The sequence below is a fragment of the Streptosporangiales bacterium genome (assembly GCA_009379955.1).
Lineage (GTDB): Bacteria > Actinomycetota > Actinomycetes > Streptosporangiales > WHST01 > WHST01.
In genome coordinates this window covers 13,466-30,711 of record WHST01000079.1, presented here as the reverse complement: position 1 = coordinate 30,711, position 17,246 = coordinate 13,466, and the positions used below count along the sequence as shown (strand labels likewise).

Genomic DNA, 17,246 nt, shown 5'->3' with positions numbered 1-17,246 from the left:
GCCTGCTGGCCATGGCCGCCGGGATCTGGCACAACTGGACCACCGGCGTCACCAGCAAACGATCACTCACCGCCTACGACCACTGACCAGCAGCTTCACGGAATCATTCATCTAGGGGCGGGGGCGCGGGGCGCGGGGCGCGACCTGCGGCCCGTGAGGGGCACCCTCACCGTGCCCTGGTGCGGTGAGGGTGCCCCTCACGGGTTGTGGCGCGCGGTGACGGTGCCCCTCACGGGTTGTGGCGCGCGGTGAGGGTGCCCCTCACGGGCGCGGCGCGCGGTGAGGGTGCCCCTCACGGGCGCGGCGCGCGGTGAGGGTGCCCCTCACGGGCCCGGGCGCCCCGGGGTGACGCTCAGGAGAGTGCGTCGAGGAAGGCGAGCACGCGCCGGGTGAGCAGCGCGGCTGCCGTCGCGTCGTAGGACGGGATCGAGGAGTCGGTGAACAGGTGCTCCTTTCCCGGGTAGAGGAAGAGCTCCGCGTCGTCGGTGGACTCGACCAGGGCGCGGGCGGCGTCGATGTCGCCGCCGTCCACGAACTCCGGGTCCGCGTCCATGCCGTGGACCTGGACGGGCACGCCCGCCGGCCACGCGTCACCGAACTCCGAGACGGGCACGCACGACTCGAACAGCAGCGCCCCCCGCGCACCGGGGCGGGTCTGCGCGAGCCGCTGGGCGGGCATGACGCCCAGCGAGGTGCCCGCGTACACGAGGTCGGCGCCGAGCGCCTCGGCCACGGCGACGCCGCGTTCCATGACGGTGTCGAACCCGATCTCCCGCGCATGGGCGACCCCGTCGTCCACGGTGGTGAAGGTGCGCCCGTCGTACAGGTCGGGGACGTGGACGGTGTGGCCCGCCTGACGCAGCTCGTCGGCGAAGGCCTGCACCCCGGAGGTGAGACCCAGTGCGTGGTGGTACAGCACGACCTCGGCCATGACTACCTGCTCTCCCAATGATCGAGAAATATCGAATGATCGGCGATGGTAGTCTAGTCCGACCATGGCGAGCAATAGCCCGGTTCCCGACTACGACCTCGACGACACGCTCGAGCTCACCAGGCCCGAGCAGGTGCGGGCGATCAGCGACGACCTGCGGACCACGATCCTCGGCCTGCTCCACGAGCGGGCGGCCACCGTGACGGAGCTGGCCGCCGCGGTCAGGCGCCCGAAGAGCACGGTCGCGCACCATGTCAACGTCCTGGCCGACGCCGGGTTGCTGCGCGTGGTACGCACCCGCCGTGTCCGGGCGATCGAGGAGCGCTACTACGGCCGCGCCGCGCGGATGTTCTACGTCGGTCTCGGCCGGCGATCGGACGGCGTCGAGCTCCCGCCCGACTTCAACGACTTCGAGGTCGCGGCGAAGGAGTCCGTGGCCGCCTACCACGCCGGCCAGATGTACTCATTCATCCGGCACGCCCGGATCCCGCCGGAACGGGCGGCGGAGTTCTGGGAGCAGGTCGACCGGGTGATCCACGCGTTCGACCGCCTGCCGCGCTCCGGCGACACCGTCTACGGGTTCACCGTCGGCCTCTATCCCATGAGCGACTACCCGACCCTGCCCGCCGGCGAGGACTGACCGGCGGTGGTCGCGCGTGCGGCGGCCGCGATACGTGAGCGGCACCCTCACCGTGTCAGGGCACGGTGAGGGTGCCGCTCACGGGTTGGCGCCGGCGCTCTGCCGGGTGTCGTACGCCGTCCGGGTGGCGCGCCCGTCATCAGGTTCACTCACCCCGGGCCACGCGTGTCGCCGTCAGGGTCGTCGTCGGGTCGCGGGACCAGGCGGGGGTGGGTGATCGGCGCCGGGCGGTTCGGGTTGGGACGTCGCGCGGTGCGGAGCAGGACGAACGTCACGACGACGCCCAGCACGAACACGCCCGCCAGGAACCACTGCAGACCGTGCCCCGCCAGGAGCGGAGCTGCCGTCACGTCGGCGAAGTCGACTCTCACGTCACCGAGTCTCCCTCACTCCCCGGTGGTGCCGTCGACCAGCTCGCGGGCGACGTCGAGGTGACCCGCGTGACGCGCGTACTCCTGGAGCAGGTGGAACAGGATGCGGCCGAGGGTCGGGGCGTCGTGCGCGGTCGGGAACCTGCCGCCGACGCGCGCGGGAGCGTCGAGCGGCGCGTCGCCGATCGCGGCACGGGCGAGGCGCACCTCCTCGGCGTAGGCGCCGAGCACGTCCGCGGCGGAGCAGTCGGGCGGGATCGCCCACTCGGCCTCGTCGCCCTCGGGTGCGTACGCGACGACGTCCTGCGCGGCGAAGCCCCAGCGCAACCAGCGGCGCTCGACCCAGCCGAGATGCTGCACGACGCCGAGGGGAGCCCAGCCGATCGGCTCGACCGGGGTGCGGAGCGCGGCGTCGGAGAGCCCGGCGAGCTTGCGGCGGAGGGCGTCGGCGTACCAGTCGAGGTGGCCGAGGAGCAGCTCGCGCGGGTCGGACACGTGTAGGCCCGGATCCTCGAGCACGGCGGGCACGCGGTCGGTGGGAGCGGTCATCCACCGAACGTACTCCCGGCCACCGACGGGGTCGTTCACCGTGCGTCACAGGGTTGACACGGTTGATTGTCTACAGTTTTCTGTCGGGTACTCGTCGACGGGGACTTGGTCACTGCCAGCCCATTCTCATCAATCAGCCGATGGGGGCGATCCCGATGAGACAACGCCGATTCCTCCTTCCCGCCGCGCTCGTCGCGGCCGCCGGGCTCGTCGCCTGCTCGACGCCGTCGGGCACGGGCGGCGGGCCGTCGAGCGGACCCGCCAAGTCCGGGGGCACCGTCACCATCGGGCTCGCCGAGGCGCCCGACGCGCTCGACCCGACCGTCGCGTCGACGTACGTCGGCCGCATCGTCTTCGCGAACATGTGCGAGAAGCTCTACGACGTCGACGCCGACCTGCGGATCCAGCCGCAGCTCGCGGCCGCGGAGCCGGAGATCGACGAGGACGGCAAGTCGTACACCATCAAGCTGCGTCCCGGCGTGAAGTTCAACGACGGCACGCCGCTCGACGCCGCCGCGGTCAAGACCACGATCGACCACTACCGCACCGACCCGAAGTCGTCGCGTGCGGCGGAGCTGAGCTCGGTCGAGTCCGTGACGGCCGTCGACGACGAGACCGTCCGGCTCGACCTGAAGGTGCCGTTCTCGCCGCTGACGTCGATCCTCGCCGACCGGTCGGGGATGATCCTGTCGTCGAAGCAGCTGAAGAAGCTCGGTGGCGACTTCGGCACCGACCCGGTCTGCGTGGGACCGTTCGCGTTCGAGGAGCGGCCGTCGACCGACCGGATCGTGCTGAAGAAGTCGACGGAGTACTACGACAAGGCGAAGGTGCGACTCGACGGCGTGACGTTCACCGTCGTGACCCAGCCGAACGTCCGTGCCGCCAACCTGCGCTCGGGTGACATCGACATCGCCGACCGCGTGGAGCCGACGGACACCAAGCAGCTGGAGTCGGCCGAGGGAGTGAAGCTCCTCCCCGTCACCTCACTCGGATACGACGGCATGACGATCAACGTGTCCAACAGCAACGGCGCGGGCAAGTCGCCGCACCGGACCGTCGACAACCCGCTCGCCAGGTCGGCGGAGCTGCGCGAGGCGTTCGCCCTCACCATCGACAGGGACGCGGTCAACAAGGTCGTCAACGAGGGGCAGTACGTGCCCGCGTGCACGCCGATCCCGCCGACGAGCCCGTACGCGACGGACACCCCGTGCCCGAAGGTCGACGTCGCGAGGGCGAAGCAGCTGGTGCGGCAGAGCGGGGTGAAGACGCCGATTCCGGTGGAGGTCGTCGTCCAGGCCGCGAACAGCCAGGCGACGAAGCTCGGCACCGTCATCCAGTCGATGGCCAAGAAGGCCGGCTTCGAGGTCAAGGTGCAGCCGACCGAGTTCACCACAGGGCTGAGCAACGCGCAGGCAGGCAAGTTCGAGGTGTTCAACGTCGGCTGGTCGGGGCGTCTCGACCCGGACCAGAACATCGCGCCGTTCTGGGACCCGACGAGCACCAACAGCTACAGCGGCGCCGACTACGACGACGTCACGAAGCTCATCGCCGAGGAACGCGCCACGACCGACGAGGCGGAGCGCAAGCGGATCTTCACCGAGCTCACCGAGGCGTTCCTCGAGCACAACAACCTCATCTACCTCAACCACCCGAAGCTGATCCTGGGACACCGGACCGACGTCACCGGCATCGCGTACTTCGGTGACGGGCTGATCCGGCTCAAGACGGCGGCGAAGACGGGCTGACGCCGCCGTGCTGTGGTTCCTGCTACGGCGTCTCGGCGTCTCGCTGATCACGCTCGCCGCCGCGACCGTGGTCGTGTTCGTCGGGGTGCGTGCGCTGCCCGGCGACCCGGCGGTGGCGATGTCCGCCGAGTCGTCCAGCCCCGAGGTGCTCGCGGCGATCAGGGCGGAGTACGGCCTCGACAAGCCGATGCTCGTCCAGTACGGACTGTGGGTCGGGCACGCGCTGCAGGGTGACCTCGGCAAGTCGCCGACCAGCGGGCTGCCGGTCGCGCAGGCCGTGCTCGAACGCCTGCCGATCACGTTCGAGCTCACCGTGCTCGCGCTGCTGGTCGCCGTGGTCATCGGGGTGCCGCTCGGCATCGTGGCCGCGGTACGGCGGGGGTCGGTGCTCGACTACCTGTGCAGCACGGCCGCGCTCGCGGGACTGTCGGTCCCGAACTTCTGGCTGGGCATCCTGCTCATCCTTGCGTTCGCCGTGCACCTGCCGTGGCTGCCTGCGTCCGGCTTCGTGCCGCTCACCGATCCCATCGGCAACCTCTCGCACATGCTCATGCCGGCGGTCGTCCTCGGCACGGGCCTGGCCGCGGTGATCATGCGGCAGATGCGGTCGGCGATGCTCGAGTCGCTGTCGGCCGACTACGTGCGTACGGCACGCGCCAAGGGCATGTCGGAACGGGTCGTCGTCGGCCTGCACGCCCTGCGCAACAGTCTCGTCACGGTGGTCACCGTGGTGGGCCTGCAGCTCGGCGCGCTGATCTCCGGCGCGGTGATCACGGAGCAGATCTTCGTGATCCCCGGCATCGGCAAGATGACCATCGACTCGGTGTTCAGCCGCGACTACCCGTCGCTGCAGGGCGTCGTGCTCGTCACGGCGACCGGGTACATCCTCGCCAACCTGCTCGTCGACCTCGCGTACTCGCTGCTGAACCCGCGGATCCGGGTGACGGGAGGGTCGTCATGAGCGCCCTTGCCGAGCCGCTGCGCTCTCCGGGCGCTGACCGCCGCCGGCTGCGACGCAGGTTCACCAGGCGCCCACCGGCCGTGGTCGGGCTCCTCGGCGTCGCCGTCGTGGTGCTGGTCGCCGTGCTCGCGCCGTGGGTCGCGCCGCACGACCCGAGCGCGTCGGACTACGCGCTGATCCTGGTGCCACCGGGGAGCCCTGGGCACCTGCTCGGCACCGACGACGTCGGCCGCGACCTGCTCTCGCGACTCGTCGTCGGCTCCCGCGCGTCGCTCACGGCCGGCGTGCTCTCCACGCTGCTCGCGATGCTCGTGGCGGTGCCGATCGGACTCCTGGCCGGCTACTACCGCGGCTGGCTCGACCCGGTCATCTCGCGGGTGACCGACGTCGTGCTCGCGTTCCCGTTCCTCATCCTCGCCGTCGGGCTCGCCGCGATCCTCGGCCCCTCGCTGATCAACGCCACGATCGCGCTCGCGGTCTCGCAGGTGCCCGGCTTCGTCCGCGTCACGCGCGGGGAGGTGCTCGGGCTGCGCGAGCAGGAGTACGTCGAGGCCGCGGTGGTCAACGGAGCACCGGACCGCGTCGTGCTGGTCAGGCACATCCTGCCCAACACGGTGAACCCGCTGATCGTGCAGGCGACCGTGGCGATCCCCACGGCCATCATCGGCGCCGCGGTGCTCTCGTTCCTCGGTCTGGGTGAGCAGCCGCCGACCCCCAGCTGGGGCACGATGCTGTCGGACGCGCAGCAGTACATCACCCAGGCGCCCTGGTTCGCGATCTTCCCCGGCCTCGCGATCGCGCTGACCACGCTGTCGTTCAACCTGTTCGGCGACGGCCTGCGCGACGTCCTCGACGTACGGACGCGAACGTGAACGCACTCGCGCACCCGGACGCGCGCCTGGAGGTCTCCGACCTGCGGGTGCGCTTCGAGGGCGACGACGACCGGGTGCTCGCGGTCAACGGCGTGTCGTTCTCGGTGCGCCCCGGCGGGGTGCTCGCGCTGGTGGGGGAGTCCGGATGCGGCAAGTCCGTGACCGCACTCGCGGTGCTCGGCCTGCTGCCGGCCACCGCCGTCCGGGAGGGGAGCGTGCGGCTCGAGGGGCGCGAGCTCTCCGGCCTCTCGCTGCGGCAGCTGCGTGACGTCAGGGGCAGGGAGATCTCGATGATCTTCCAGGAGCCGATGACGTCGCTGAACCCGTCGTTCACCGTCGGGTTCCAGATCGGCGAGGTGCTGCGCCGGCACGAGGGGATCTCCCGGCAGGCCGCGCGGGTGCGAGCCGCCGAGCTGCTCGACCTGGTCCGCATCCCCGCCGCCACCGGGCGGGTACACGACTACCCGCACCAGATGTCGGGCGGCATGCGGCAGCGCGTGATGATCGCGATGGCCGTCGCCTGCAACCCCAAGGTGCTGCTCGCCGACGAGCCGACGACCGCGCTCGACGTGACGATCCAGGCCCAGGTGCTCGACATCATGCGCGACCTGCGCGACCAGTTCGGCACGTCGATCGTGATGATCACCCACGACCTCGGCGTCGTCGCCGACATCGCCGAGGACGTCGTGGTCATGTACGCGGGTCACGTCGTCGAGTCCGGCGACGTCGACTCGGTCTTCGAGAACCCGCAGCACCCGTACACCGTCGGCCTGCTCGGCTCGGTGCCGCGGCCCGACCTCACCGCCGAGGAGGCGCCGGAGCGGCTGCGGGAGATCCCCGGCATCGTCCCGACCCTGCGCGAGCGGCCGGAGTCGTGCGTGTTCGCGCCGCGCTGCCCGCGGGCGGACGAGCCGTGTCACACGGAGATGCCGCCGCTGCGGGAGACTGCTCCCGGACAGGAGGCGGCCTGCGTGCACCCAGGCCCCGCCGTCGCGCCTGCCGAGGAGGTCGTCTCTCGTGAGTGAGCACGTGCTCCAGGTGACCGGCCTGACCAAATACTTCGACGTGCCACGCAGCCGCGGCGGCGGGCGCGTCCACGCCGTCGACGGCGTCGACCTGACGATCGACGAGGGCGAGATCGTCGGGCTCGTCGGCGAGTCGGGCAGCGGCAAGTCGACGGTCGCCAGGTGCATCGTGCGGCTGCTCGAACCGACGGCGGGCACCATCGCGCTGCACGGTCGCGACATCACCCACCTGTCCAGGCGGCGGATGCGCGGGCTGCGCCGGCAGGTGCACATGGTGTTCCAGGACCCGTACTCCTCGCTCGACCCGCGCACGCAGGTCGGCGAGATCGTCGCGGAACCGCTGCGCATGCACGACCTGGCGCGCGGACGCAAGGTCGGCGAGATGGTCGGCGGCATGCTGGAACGCGTCGGGCTCTCCGCCGACATGCGGCGCAGGTACCCGCACGAGCTGTCCGGCGGTCAGCGGCAGCGGGTGGGCCTCGCGCGCTCGCTCGTGCTCGGCCCGAGCCTGCTCGTCGCGGACGAGCCGGTGTCGGCGCTCGACGTCTCGGTGCAGGCGTCCATCATCAACCTTGTGCTCGACCTGCAGCGTGACATGGGGTTCAGCTGCCTGTTCGTCGCGCACGACCTGTCGACGGTCGAGTTCCTGTGCAACCGGGTGGCGGTGATGTACCTCGGGCACATCGTCGAGCACGCGGCGCGCGAGCAGCTCTTCCGCGAGCCGCGGCACCCGTACACCCAGTCGCTGCTGTCGGCCGTGGTGCTGCCCGACCCGCGGGCGCAGCGCGAACGGCGGCGCGTGGTGCTGCCCGGCGACGTGCCGAGCCCGATCGACCCGCCGTCCGGGTGCCGGTTCCACACCAGGTGCCCCGTCGCCGAGCTGCCGCTGTGCAGCGACGAGGTGCCCGCGCTCATCGACCACACCGCCGACGGCCACCCGTCGGCGTGTCATCTGATCGGCGGCGACGGTCGCGCGCCGGACGTATCGGGAGGAGCAGACCCACTTGTTCACCACGAGACCTGAGTTGGCCGGGACGTTCGGCATGGTGGCGTCGACCCACTGGTTGGCGTCGCAGTCGGGCATGGCCGTGCTGGAGCGGGGCGGCAACGCCTTCGACGCGGCGGTCGCGGCCGGGTTCGTCCTGCAGGTCGTCGAGCCGCACCTCAACGGGCCTGCCGGCGAGGTGCCGATGCTCGCCTGGGACGCGTCCGCCGACCGGCCGTTCGCGGTCTGCGGGCAGGGCACCGCGCCCGCGGCCGCGACACCGGCGGCGTTCCGCGACCTCGGTCTCGACCTCGTGCCGGGCACGGGCCTGCTGGCCGCGTGCGTGCCCGGGCAGTTCGGGGCGTGGATGCTGTTGCTTCGCGACCACGGCACGCTCCCGCTGCGCGACGTGCTCGGGTACGCGATCGGCTATGCCGAGCACGGGTTCCCCGTGGTGCCGAAGATCGCCGGGACGATCTCGACGGTCGCCGACACGTTCCGCGCGCACTGGCCGACGTCGGCCGCGCTGTGGCTGCCGGACGACGCGCCGCCGACGCCGGGGCGGCTGTTCGCCAACCCCGAGCTCGCCGCGACGTACCGTACGGTGCTGGCCGAGGCCGAGGCGGCGGGCAGCGACCGGGAGAGCCAGATCGAGGCGGCACGGAGAGCGTTCTACGAGGGCTTCGTGGCCGAGACGATCGCGGCGTACGCGGAGAAGACCGAGGTGATGGACGTCAGCGGTGCGGCACACCGCGGCCTGCTGCGCTTCGACGACATGGCGTCGTGGCGTGCGACGGTCGAGGAGCCGCTGGCGCACGAGTACCACGGCCACACCATGCTGAAGGCCGGGCCGTGGACGCAGGGGCCGGTGCTGTTGCAGCAGCTCGCGCTGCTCGCGGGGTTCGACCTCGACGCGTACGACACGTGCTCACCGGAGTTCGTGCACGTCGTGACGGAGTGCGCGAAGCTGGCGTTCGCCGACCGCGAGGCGTACTACGGCGACCCGGCGTTCGCCGACGTGCCTCTCGACGCGCTGCTGTCGCCGGCATACAACCGGGAGCGGCGCGCGCTGGTCGCGGAGACCGCCGACGTCGGTCCGCTGCGGCCCGGCGTGCCCGCCGGCGTCGCGGCGCCGCGGCTGCCGGAGATCCTCACCCACCGCGCGCCGGTCGACCCGTCGCCTGCCGGCGGGGTCGGCGAGCCGACGGTGCGGCCGACCGGGGAGACCCGTGGCGACACGTGCCACCTCGACATCGTCGACCGCTGGGGCAACATGGTGAGCGCGACACCGAGCGGCGGCTGGCTGCAGAGCTCGCCGGTGATCCCCGGTCTCGGTTTCGCGCTCGGCACCCGCGGGCAGATGTTCTGGCTCGAGGAGGGCCTGCCGGCCAGCCTCGCGCCCGGCAAGCGGCCGCGGTCGACGCTGACGCCGTCGCTGGCGCTGCGCGGCGGCGCGCCGTACCTGGCGTTCGGCACGCCGGGCGGCGACCAGCAGGACCAGTGGTCGCTGCTGCTGTTCCTGCGCCACGTCCATCACGGCCTGAACCTGCAGGAGTCCATCGACGCGCCCGCATGGCACTCGGAGCACTTCCCGTCGTCGTTCTACCCACGGCAGGCGTTCCCCGGTGTCCTGCAGGTCGAGTCCCGTCTCGGCGACACGGCGATCGAGGAGCTGCGGCGCCGCGGACACGAGGTGGTCGTCGGCGACGCGTGGTCGCTCGGCCGGCTGAGCGCGGTGAGCAGGGACGCCGACGGCGTCCTGCGCGCCGGCGCCAACCCGCGCGGCATGCAGGGCTACGCGGTGGGGCGGTAGGTCCGGTGAGCGCAGGAGCTGACGAGCGAGCCGGAGGTAGGGGTCGCGACGCCTCCTGGTCCGGTGGGGGCGCGGCCGCGGCGCCTGCCGGAGGGGAGGGAGGAAGCGGGCGCGCCGGGTCGCTGAGCGCAGGAGCTGACGAGCGCGCCGAGTCGATGTCCGGGGTGCGGGAAGGCGGCACGGGATTCCACGCGATGACCCCGGTCGCCCGGCCCGTGCCGCTGCGGCACCAGGTGCAGGAGGCGTTGCGCAACCTCATCGTCAGTGGCGTGCTCGCCCCGGCCCAGCACCTCGTCGAGGCCGAGGTGGCCGACCGGCTCGGGGTCAGCAGGGGACCGGTGCGCGAGGCGCTGCAGGCGTTGCAGGCCGAGGGCTGGGTGGAGCTGCGGCCCGGTCGCGGCGCGTTCGTGCACGCACCGACCGTGGGCGAGGTCGGCGAGGTGTTCGGCGTCCGCGCGGCCCTGGAGAGCGAGGCGGCGGCGCTGGCGTCCTGCGCCGTCACCGACGACGACGTCGCGGAGCTGCGCGAGGTGTCGGCGCGCGGCCGGGCGGCGGTGCTGCGCGGCGAGTACGACCTCGTGGTCGCGACGAACTCCGAGCTGCACCGCCGGATCGCCGAGCACGCGGGCAACGCGATGCTGTGCCGGATGATCGCCTCGCTCGACGACCGCATCCGCTGGTACCTGCGGCCCGTCGTGCGCAACCGCGGTGAGTCGTCGTGGGACGAGCACGACGTCCTCATCGACGCCCTGGCCGCCCACGACGCCGACCGGGCCAGGGACCTGATGCGCCAGCACACCGAGCGCACGCGCCAGGCCAACGTCGCCAACCGCCCCTGACCCGCCGACGTGTCAGAACCTCAGCAGGTCATGACCCGCTGAGGTTCTGACAAGTCGGCGGCAACCGTTGACTCGCGTGCGACGGCGTCTTACCGTCGTTCCTACTTGCGAATTGGTGTTCATATATACGTACAGGTGGTGAACGTATGACGTCGGCGATGCCGCTCGTGACCGAGTTCGGGAAGATCACCGACTCGGCCCTCGAACGACTGGCGGAGACCAAGGGGCAGGAGGTGCGCCGGGGTCGTCCGTACGTGGAGGAGCTGACCGCCGACGCGATCCGCCACTACGCGTACGGGATCGGCGACCAGAACCCGTTGTGGGTCGATCCCGACTACCGGCCCGCGTACGGCACGTTCGCGCCGCCAAGCATCCTGTTCGCCGCCGACCGGATCCTCAGCGGCTACGTGAGCGGCCTGCCCGGCGTGCACGCGATGTTCGCGGGCACGACGTTCCGGTGGCACCGCCGGCTCGCGCTCGGCGACCGGGTGCGCGGCCGCGCCCACCTGAAGGACCTGATCGAGCGGCCGAGCAGGTTCGCGGGTCGGTCGATCCAGCAGGTCTACGAGGTCAACTTCCACGACCAGCACGACGAGCTCGTGGCGACCGCCGAGTCGTACTGCTTCCGCACCGAGCGCGATGCCGCGCGGGAACGCAAGAAGTACGACCACGAGACGCTGGGCGAGATGCACTGGACGCCCGAGCAGATGCAGGAGATCGGCGAGAAGTACCGTGCGCAGGAGGCCCGCAGGCGCGGCGCCGAGGTCCGGTACGTCGACAGCGTCTCCGTCGGCGACGAGGTGCCCGAGCTCATCAAGGGCCCCTACACCGCGACGACCGCCGTGTCGTACCTGCTCGGCTGGGGCGGCCTCTACGTCCGCGCGCACGGGCACGCGTTCGAGCTGTACGAGAACCACCCGGCACTCGCGATCCCCAACGAGATGGGTGTGCCCGAGCCGCCCGAGCGGGTGCACTGGGACCCCGACCTGGCGCGCCGCGTCGGCGTGCCGGGGGCGTACGACTACGGGCCGGAGCGCGTGTCGTGGATGGGGCACGTGGCCACCGACTGGATGGGTGACGACGGGCACCTCGTCGAGCTGGACGTCCAGGTGCGCAGGCACAACCTGATCGGCGAGCTCGTCGCGTGTGCGGGGACGGTCACCGGTGTCGACACCGGCACCGGCCGGGTGACGATCGCGCTGCGCGCGCACAGCCAGGACGGGGAGGAGTCCGCCAGGGGGACCGCGATCGTCGAGCTGCCGGCGCGTCGGCAGGGCAACGGATCCTCTTGACCCGCCGGCCGCCGACCGTCTAGTTTCGACAAAGCGTCCGATGTGTTCGCATATGTGAACGCCCCGATCTGTACGCATGCCTGGAGGGCCTGATGGGCCTGGCACTGCAACTGGTGACGAACGGCCTCGCCCTCGGCGCTCTGCTCGCGGTCGTCGCCCTCGGCCTCGCCCTCGTCTTCGGCGTGATGGGCGTCGTGAACTTCGTGCACGCGGAGTTCATCACGCTCGGCGGATACGTCACGTACTTCTTCGTCGCCAAGGCCGGCGGCCCCGCGCTCGTCGGCGTCGTGCTCGCGATCGTCGTGGGCATCGCGCTCGGGTTCGCCACCCAGCGACTCGTGCTGAGCCGGGTCGCCGACCGCCCGCCGCTCGACGGCCTGCTGCTGACGTACGGGCTGTCGGTGGTGGGCCTCGGCCTCATCACGTTCGCCTTCTCCGGTGACTACCGGAGCTACCCGGAGGTGCTGTCCGGCGGCATCCACGTCGCCGGGGTCACGGTGGCCACCGAGGACCTGCTGGTCGTGGCGCTCTGCGTGCTGCTCGTCGCCGCCGTCACCGCGTTCCTGCGCTTCACGCGTACGGGCTCAGCGATGCGCGCGGTCGCCCAGCACAGGGACGCCGCCGCGGCGTGCGGCATCGACCTGCGGCGGATGGACGCGGTCGCGTTCGGGCTCGGCGGCGGGCTCGGCGCCGCCGCAGGCTCGGTGCTGAGCATGAGCTTCGTGACGACGCCGGAGCTCGGCCGGCAGTGGCTGCTCATCGGCTTCGTCATCGTCGTGCTCGGCGGGCTCGGCAGCCTCGTCGGCGCGATCGGCGGCGGCGTGGTCGTCGGCCTCGTGCAGGTCGGCGTCGGATACGCGCTCGACGACACCTGGGCGCGCCTCGTCGTGTACGCGCTGCTGTTCGTGCTGCTGTTCGTCCGCCCCCAGGGACTCGCCGGCGGGCGAACGACATGATGGCGTCCGTCACCGAACGCCCCGTCGCCAGGCGCGCGCCCGTGGTCTGGCAGTCGCACCGGCGCGGCACGGTCGTCGGCCTCGCGGTCGTCGGCGCGCTCACCCTCGCCGGCTGCCTGGTGCCGTCGATCGGGCTGAGCAATTACGCGATGACGATCGTCTACACCGTCGCGTTCTTCACCGCGGTCGGCCAGTCGTGGAACATCATCTCCGGCTTCACCGGCTACGTCTCGTTCGCGCACGGCGCGCTGATCGGCCTCGGTAGCTACGCCGGCATCATCGCGTCCAACGCGGGCGCGGGCTTCGGCGGCGCGATCCTCGCCGGCATGGCGGCGGCGCTGGTCGCCTCGATGGTGATCGGGCTGCCGAGCCTGCGGCTACACGGCATCGCCTTCGCGTTCGCCACCATCTTCTTCCAGGCGGCGGCGTTGCTGCTGGCGCAGAAGATGGCGTGGATCACGGGCGGTCCGCAGGGACTCGCCTCCAAGGTGCTGCAGCCGATGTCGTCGCTCGTGGTCGCGATGGTGCTCGTCGCGGGTGTCGCCACCGTGCTCGTCGTGCTGCTCCGGCACGCACGCCCGGGGCTGCAGCTGCTGTCGATCAGGGAGGACGAGGTCGCCGCGTCGGTCTCCGGCGTGCCGACCGTACGGCTGAAGCTCACGGCGTTCGCGGTGAGCTCGCTGTTCGCCGGCGCGGCTGGTGCGGTGCACGGCTTCTTCCTCGCCACGGTCTTCCCGCCGTCGGTCTTCAGCGTGCAGAGCTCGGTGGAGCCGCTGGTGATCTCCCTGGTCGGCGGCATGGGCACGGCGTTCGGCGCCCCGGCCATGGCGGTCGTCTACGCCGTGTCACAGGAGCTGCTGACCAACCTCGGCTCGGAGCTGCAGTTGGCGCTGCTCGGCCTCGTCCTCGTCGTCGTGGTGCTGGCGGCGCCCGAGGGCCTGGCCGGCCTGGTGCGGCGCCTCGTCACGCGGGTACGGCGCCGGCGGCCGCAGGGCGAGGGGGCCGGCTCATGACGACGACACTGCTGAGCGCCCAGGACGTCGAGGTCACCTTCGGCGGCGTCCGCGCGCTCGACGGCCTCACCCTGAACGTCACCGACGAGCACCATCTCTGGGGCCTCATCGGACCGAACGGCTCGGGCAAGAGCACGTTCTTCAACCTGGTGACGGGTCTGTGCAAGGCGTCGCGCGGGACGGTGGGCGGCACGGCGCTGCGCCGGCGGAGTCGGCGTGTCGTCGCCCTCGGCCGGACCTTCCAGAGCCCGCGAGTCTTCGGCCGCATGACCGTCGCGGAGAACCTCCTCGCCGTATCGGGCGGGATGAGCCGTCGCGAGGCACGCGACCGGGCGGAGGAGCTGCTCACGCTCTTGCGGCTCACCGGGGTGGTCGACCGCCGCGCGGGCGAGCTGTCGATCGGCCAGCAGAAGCTCGTCGAGCTGGCCCGCGCGTTGCTGCGGCGACCCGAGCTGGTCCTGCTCGACGAGATGGCGGCCGGCGTGCACCCGGACCTGCGCGGCGAGATCGCCGGTCACCTCAGGCGACTCGCCGACCAGGGCAGCAGGTTCGTCATCATCGAGCACGACATGGCGCTGCTGCTCGACCTGTGCACGCGGGTCTTCTGCCTGGCGCAGGGACGCCTGCTCGCCGAGGGCACCCCCGACGAGATGCGCAGGAACGAGCGGGTCGTCGCCGAATACCTCGGAGCCGGCCATGTCTGAGCAGACGGCACCGGGTGCGGTGCTCGAGCTGCGTGACGTCGAGGTGGCGTACGGCGCGTTCACCGTGCTGCGCGGCGTCGACCTCACGGTGCACGCGGGTGAGTCGCTCGCGCTCATCGGTGCCAACGGCGCGGGCAAGTCGACGGTGCTCAAGGCGGTCGCCGGGTTCCTCCGGCCGCGACGCGGGTCGATCCTGCTCGCCGGTGAGGAGATCGGCGGGCTGCGCCCGCACCAGGTGCTCGGCCGCGGCTGCGCGTACGTCGCGCAGGGGCAGGACCTGTTCCCCGATATGTCGGTGCGGGAGAACGTCGCCATGGGCGGCTACCTGCTGCGTGACCGCGGGCGGGTGCGCGATCGCATGGCCGCGTGCATGGACACGTTCCCCGTGCTGCGGACGAAGGCCGGGCATCCCGCGGGCGGCCTGTCAGGGGGCGAGCGCCAGCAGCTGAAGATCGCGCGTGCGCTGATGACCGAGCCGCGCGTGCTGCTCCTCGACGAGCCGTCGGCCGGGCTGGCACCTGTCGTGGTCGACGAGATCTTCTCCTACGTCGACGCGCTGCGACGCGACACCGACGTGGGGATCCTGCTCGTCGAGCAGAACATCGTGAAGGCGATGGAGAGCACCAACCGCACCTGCGTGCTCGATCTCGGCGTAGTCGTCCGGACCGTGACGGGGGACGAGCACGCGGTCGACGACGTGGTGCGGGACCTGTACCTCGGGGCGGACGGCAACCGGCAGGACGAGGTCGCGAAGACGCGACAGGAGGACAGGACATGACTGCGAACGGACTCCGGGGGATGGGCACGCGACTGCGGGTGGGCGTCGCGATCGTGCTGATCGCCGCGATGGCCGCGGCGTGCGGCGGCGGAGCCGGCGGGAGCGACGAGGACCCGATCAAGATCGGCGTCGTGCTCTCGCTCACCGGCGTGTTCGGGCCGTCGGCGAAGTACGTGCGCGAGGGCTACGAGTACTGGGCCAAGGAGGTCAACGACGCCGGTGGCATCGACGGCCGCAAGGTCGAGCTCGTGGTCCGCGATGACCAGAGCAAGCCCGCCGTCGCCGCGACGCTGGCCCGCAGCCTCGTCGACAAGGACGACGTGTTCATGATCCTGGGGCCGTACGGCTCCGGAGCGACGGACACGATGGGTGCGGCGCTCGAGCAGTCGCAGGTGCCGATGCTCGCGACGATCGGCTCCGACTCCGCGATCTGGGATCGGCGCAAGCTCACCTGGACCTTCCAGGCGTTCCCGAGCTCGACGTACGACCACGAGGCGTTCCTGCACATCGCCGAGGAGAAGGGGGCGAAGCGCATCACGATCATCAACGAGGAGGCGGGCTTCTCCGTCGCCGCGGCGAAGTGGGCGTCGACCGAGGCGAAGAAGAGCGGCCTGCAGGTCCAGTCGCTGAGCTACCCGTCCGAGTCGCACGACTTCAGCTCGATCGTGCAGAAGATGAAGGGCTTCAAGCCCGACGCGATCTCGATGGGCGGGTACTACGAGGCGAGCGTCGCGCTGACCAAGGAGATGATCGGCGCCGGGCTCGACGCTCCGGGTTACCACTTCATCCAGGCAGCCGACGGGGTCACGGCCGAGGCCCTCGGTGAGGACGTCGACGGCATCATCGGCCGCTCGTCGTGGGAGCCGCAGCTCGAGACGACGAAGAACGAGGAGTTCACGGCCGGGTACGAGAAGCAGTTCAAGCGCGCGCCGAGCTACCACTCGGCGGCGGCGTACGCAGCGGGCGAGGTGGCCCAGGCGGCGATCGAGGCCGGTGGTACCGACCGTGAGAAGGTCAGGGAGTTCTTCGCCACCAAGACCGTCGACACGGTCCAGGGCACGTACGACGTCAACGAGAAGGGTCAGCAGACCGGCTACAAGTACGTCGGCATCCAGTGGCGCGGTGAGGAGAAGGTCGTGATCTGGCCGGACGACCAGGCGACCGACGAGGTCGTGTGGCCCAAGCGGAAGTGGTCCTGACGTGGCGGTCGTGTCGCGCGGCAGGTACCTCGAGGAGCTGGCGGTCGGAGAGGTCTACGAGCATCGGCCAGGGCGTACGGTCGGCGAGGCCGACAACACGCTCTTCTCGACGCTCACCATGAACCCGCAGAGCCTGCACCTCGACGCCCACTTCGCGTCGCGGACGGAGTTCGGCGAGCGGCTGGTCAACAGCATGTTCACGCTGTCGACCCTCGTCGGCCTGTCGGTCGCCGACCTGACCCAGGAGACCACGGTGGCCAACCTGGGGTTCGGCGAGGTGAGCTTCCCCGCGCCGGTGTTCGTCGGCGACACGCTCTACGCGGAGACCGAGATCGTGGCGGTGCGCGACTCGAGGTCGCGTCCGTCCGCGGGCGTCGTGACGTTCGAGCACCGGGCGCGCAACCAGCGCGGCGAGGTCGTGGCGTCCGCGCGGCGCACGGCGCTGATGATGCGTGAGCCGGAGGGTGCCCAGTGAGCAGAGGAGCTGACGAGCGAGGCGGAGGTAGGGGTCGCGACTCCTGGGAGACCGGGCAGGACGTTGTCGCGACGCCTGCCGTAGGGGAGCGAGGAAGC

The 17,246-nt window shown here is 71.3% G+C and carries 18 protein-coding genes; 15 read left to right on the top strand and 3 right to left on the bottom strand.

All coding sequences use genetic code 11. The features are described from left to right. Positions 1–352: 352 nt before the first annotated feature. Positions 353–931, bottom strand: a complete 579-nt coding sequence (locus GEV10_21385) for a dienelactone hydrolase (GenBank protein ID MQA81002.1) — start codon at positions 929–931, stop codon at positions 353–355. Between the two features lie 64 nt (positions 932–995). On the opposite strand from GEV10_21385, the gene GEV10_21380 reads away from it, so the two are divergent. Next, a complete protein-coding gene (locus GEV10_21380) occupies positions 996–1,571 on the top strand; it encodes a helix-turn-helix domain-containing protein (GenBank protein ID MQA81001.1) in 576 nt (191 codons plus the stop codon). 149 nt (positions 1,572–1,720) lie between these two features. Here GEV10_21380 and GEV10_21375 read toward each other — a convergent pair whose 3' ends face one another. Further along, positions 1,721–1,942 carry a hypothetical protein gene (locus tag GEV10_21375; protein MQA81000.1) on the bottom strand — a complete coding sequence of 74 codons (222 nt, stop codon included), beginning with the start codon at positions 1,940–1,942 and terminating at the stop codon, positions 1,721–1,723. Positions 1,943–1,957: 15 nt separating this feature from the next. Beyond that, complete coding sequence (locus GEV10_21370) at positions 1,958–2,491, bottom strand: DUF664 domain-containing protein (GenBank protein MQA80999.1); 534 nt, start codon at positions 2,489–2,491, stop codon at positions 1,958–1,960. A gap of 140 nt (positions 2,492–2,631) precedes the next feature. Here GEV10_21370 and GEV10_21365 point away from each other — a divergent pair, with 140 nt between their 5' ends. The 14 genes from GEV10_21365 (at position 2,632) to GEV10_21300 (ending at position 17,148) form a co-directional block, all read left to right on the top strand. Then, a complete protein-coding gene (locus tag GEV10_21365) occupies positions 2,632–4,236 on the top strand; it encodes an ABC transporter substrate-binding protein (GenBank protein MQA80998.1) in 1,605 nt (534 codons plus the stop codon). Between the two features lie 7 nt (positions 4,237–4,243). After that, positions 4,244–5,197, top strand: a complete 954-nt coding sequence (locus GEV10_21360) for an ABC transporter permease subunit (protein MQA80997.1) — start codon at positions 4,244–4,246, stop codon at positions 5,195–5,197. Then, entirely contained in the window at positions 5,194–6,069 is an 876-nt protein-coding gene (locus GEV10_21355; protein ID MQA80996.1) for an ABC transporter permease subunit, read from the top strand. Before GEV10_21360 ends, GEV10_21355 begins: the two co-directional genes overlap by 4 nt. Further along, entirely contained in the window at positions 6,066–7,094 is a 1,029-nt protein-coding gene (locus GEV10_21350; protein MQA80995.1) for an ATP-binding cassette domain-containing protein, read from the top strand. The genes GEV10_21355 and GEV10_21350 overlap by 4 nt, the downstream gene beginning before the upstream one ends. Continuing rightward, complete coding sequence (locus GEV10_21345) at positions 7,066–8,118, top strand: ATP-binding cassette domain-containing protein (protein ID MQA80994.1); 1,053 nt, start codon at positions 7,066–7,068, stop codon at positions 8,116–8,118. The genes GEV10_21350 and GEV10_21345 overlap by 29 nt, the downstream gene beginning before the upstream one ends. 19 nt (positions 8,119–8,137) lie before the next feature. After that, positions 8,138–9,892, top strand: coding sequence for a gamma-glutamyltransferase family protein (locus GEV10_21340; protein MQA80993.1), 1,755 nt, complete (start codon positions 8,138–8,140; stop codon positions 9,890–9,892). Positions 9,893–10,086: 194 nt separating this feature from the next. After that, the gene (locus GEV10_21335) at positions 10,087–10,731 is read left to right on the top strand and encodes an FCD domain-containing protein (protein ID MQA80992.1); all 645 of its coding nucleotides are present in this window, start codon (positions 10,087–10,089) and stop codon (positions 10,729–10,731) included. A 158-nt stretch (positions 10,732–10,889) separates the two neighbouring features. Beyond that, positions 10,890–12,023, top strand: a complete 1,134-nt coding sequence (locus tag GEV10_21330) for an acyl dehydratase (GenBank protein MQA80991.1) — start codon at positions 10,890–10,892, stop codon at positions 12,021–12,023. A 92-nt stretch (positions 12,024–12,115) separates the two neighbouring features. Continuing rightward, entirely contained in the window at positions 12,116–12,979 is an 864-nt protein-coding gene (locus GEV10_21325) for a branched-chain amino acid ABC transporter permease (GenBank protein MQA80990.1), read from the top strand. Continuing rightward, positions 12,976–13,992, top strand: a complete 1,017-nt coding sequence (locus tag GEV10_21320) for a hypothetical protein (GenBank protein ID MQA80989.1) — start codon at positions 12,976–12,978, stop codon at positions 13,990–13,992. The genes GEV10_21325 and GEV10_21320 overlap by 4 nt, the downstream gene beginning before the upstream one ends. Then, positions 13,989–14,696 carry an ATP-binding cassette domain-containing protein gene (locus GEV10_21315; GenBank protein ID MQA80988.1) on the top strand — a complete coding sequence of 236 codons (708 nt, stop codon included), beginning with the start codon at positions 13,989–13,991 and terminating at the stop codon, positions 14,694–14,696. Before GEV10_21320 ends, GEV10_21315 begins: the two co-directional genes overlap by 4 nt. Then, positions 14,689–15,474: an ATP-binding cassette domain-containing protein gene (locus GEV10_21310; protein ID MQA80987.1), complete on the top strand. Its 786-nt coding sequence runs from the start codon at positions 14,689–14,691 to the stop codon at positions 15,472–15,474. The genes GEV10_21315 and GEV10_21310 overlap by 8 nt, the downstream gene beginning before the upstream one ends. Further along, positions 15,471–16,673, top strand: coding sequence for an ABC transporter substrate-binding protein (locus GEV10_21305; GenBank protein MQA80986.1), 1,203 nt, complete (start codon positions 15,471–15,473; stop codon positions 16,671–16,673). The genes GEV10_21310 and GEV10_21305 overlap by 4 nt, the downstream gene beginning before the upstream one ends. Before the next feature lies 1 nt (position 16,674). Further along, complete coding sequence (locus GEV10_21300) at positions 16,675–17,148, top strand: MaoC family dehydratase (GenBank protein ID MQA80985.1); 474 nt, start codon at positions 16,675–16,677, stop codon at positions 17,146–17,148. The last annotated feature ends 98 nt before the right edge of the window (positions 17,149–17,246 follow it).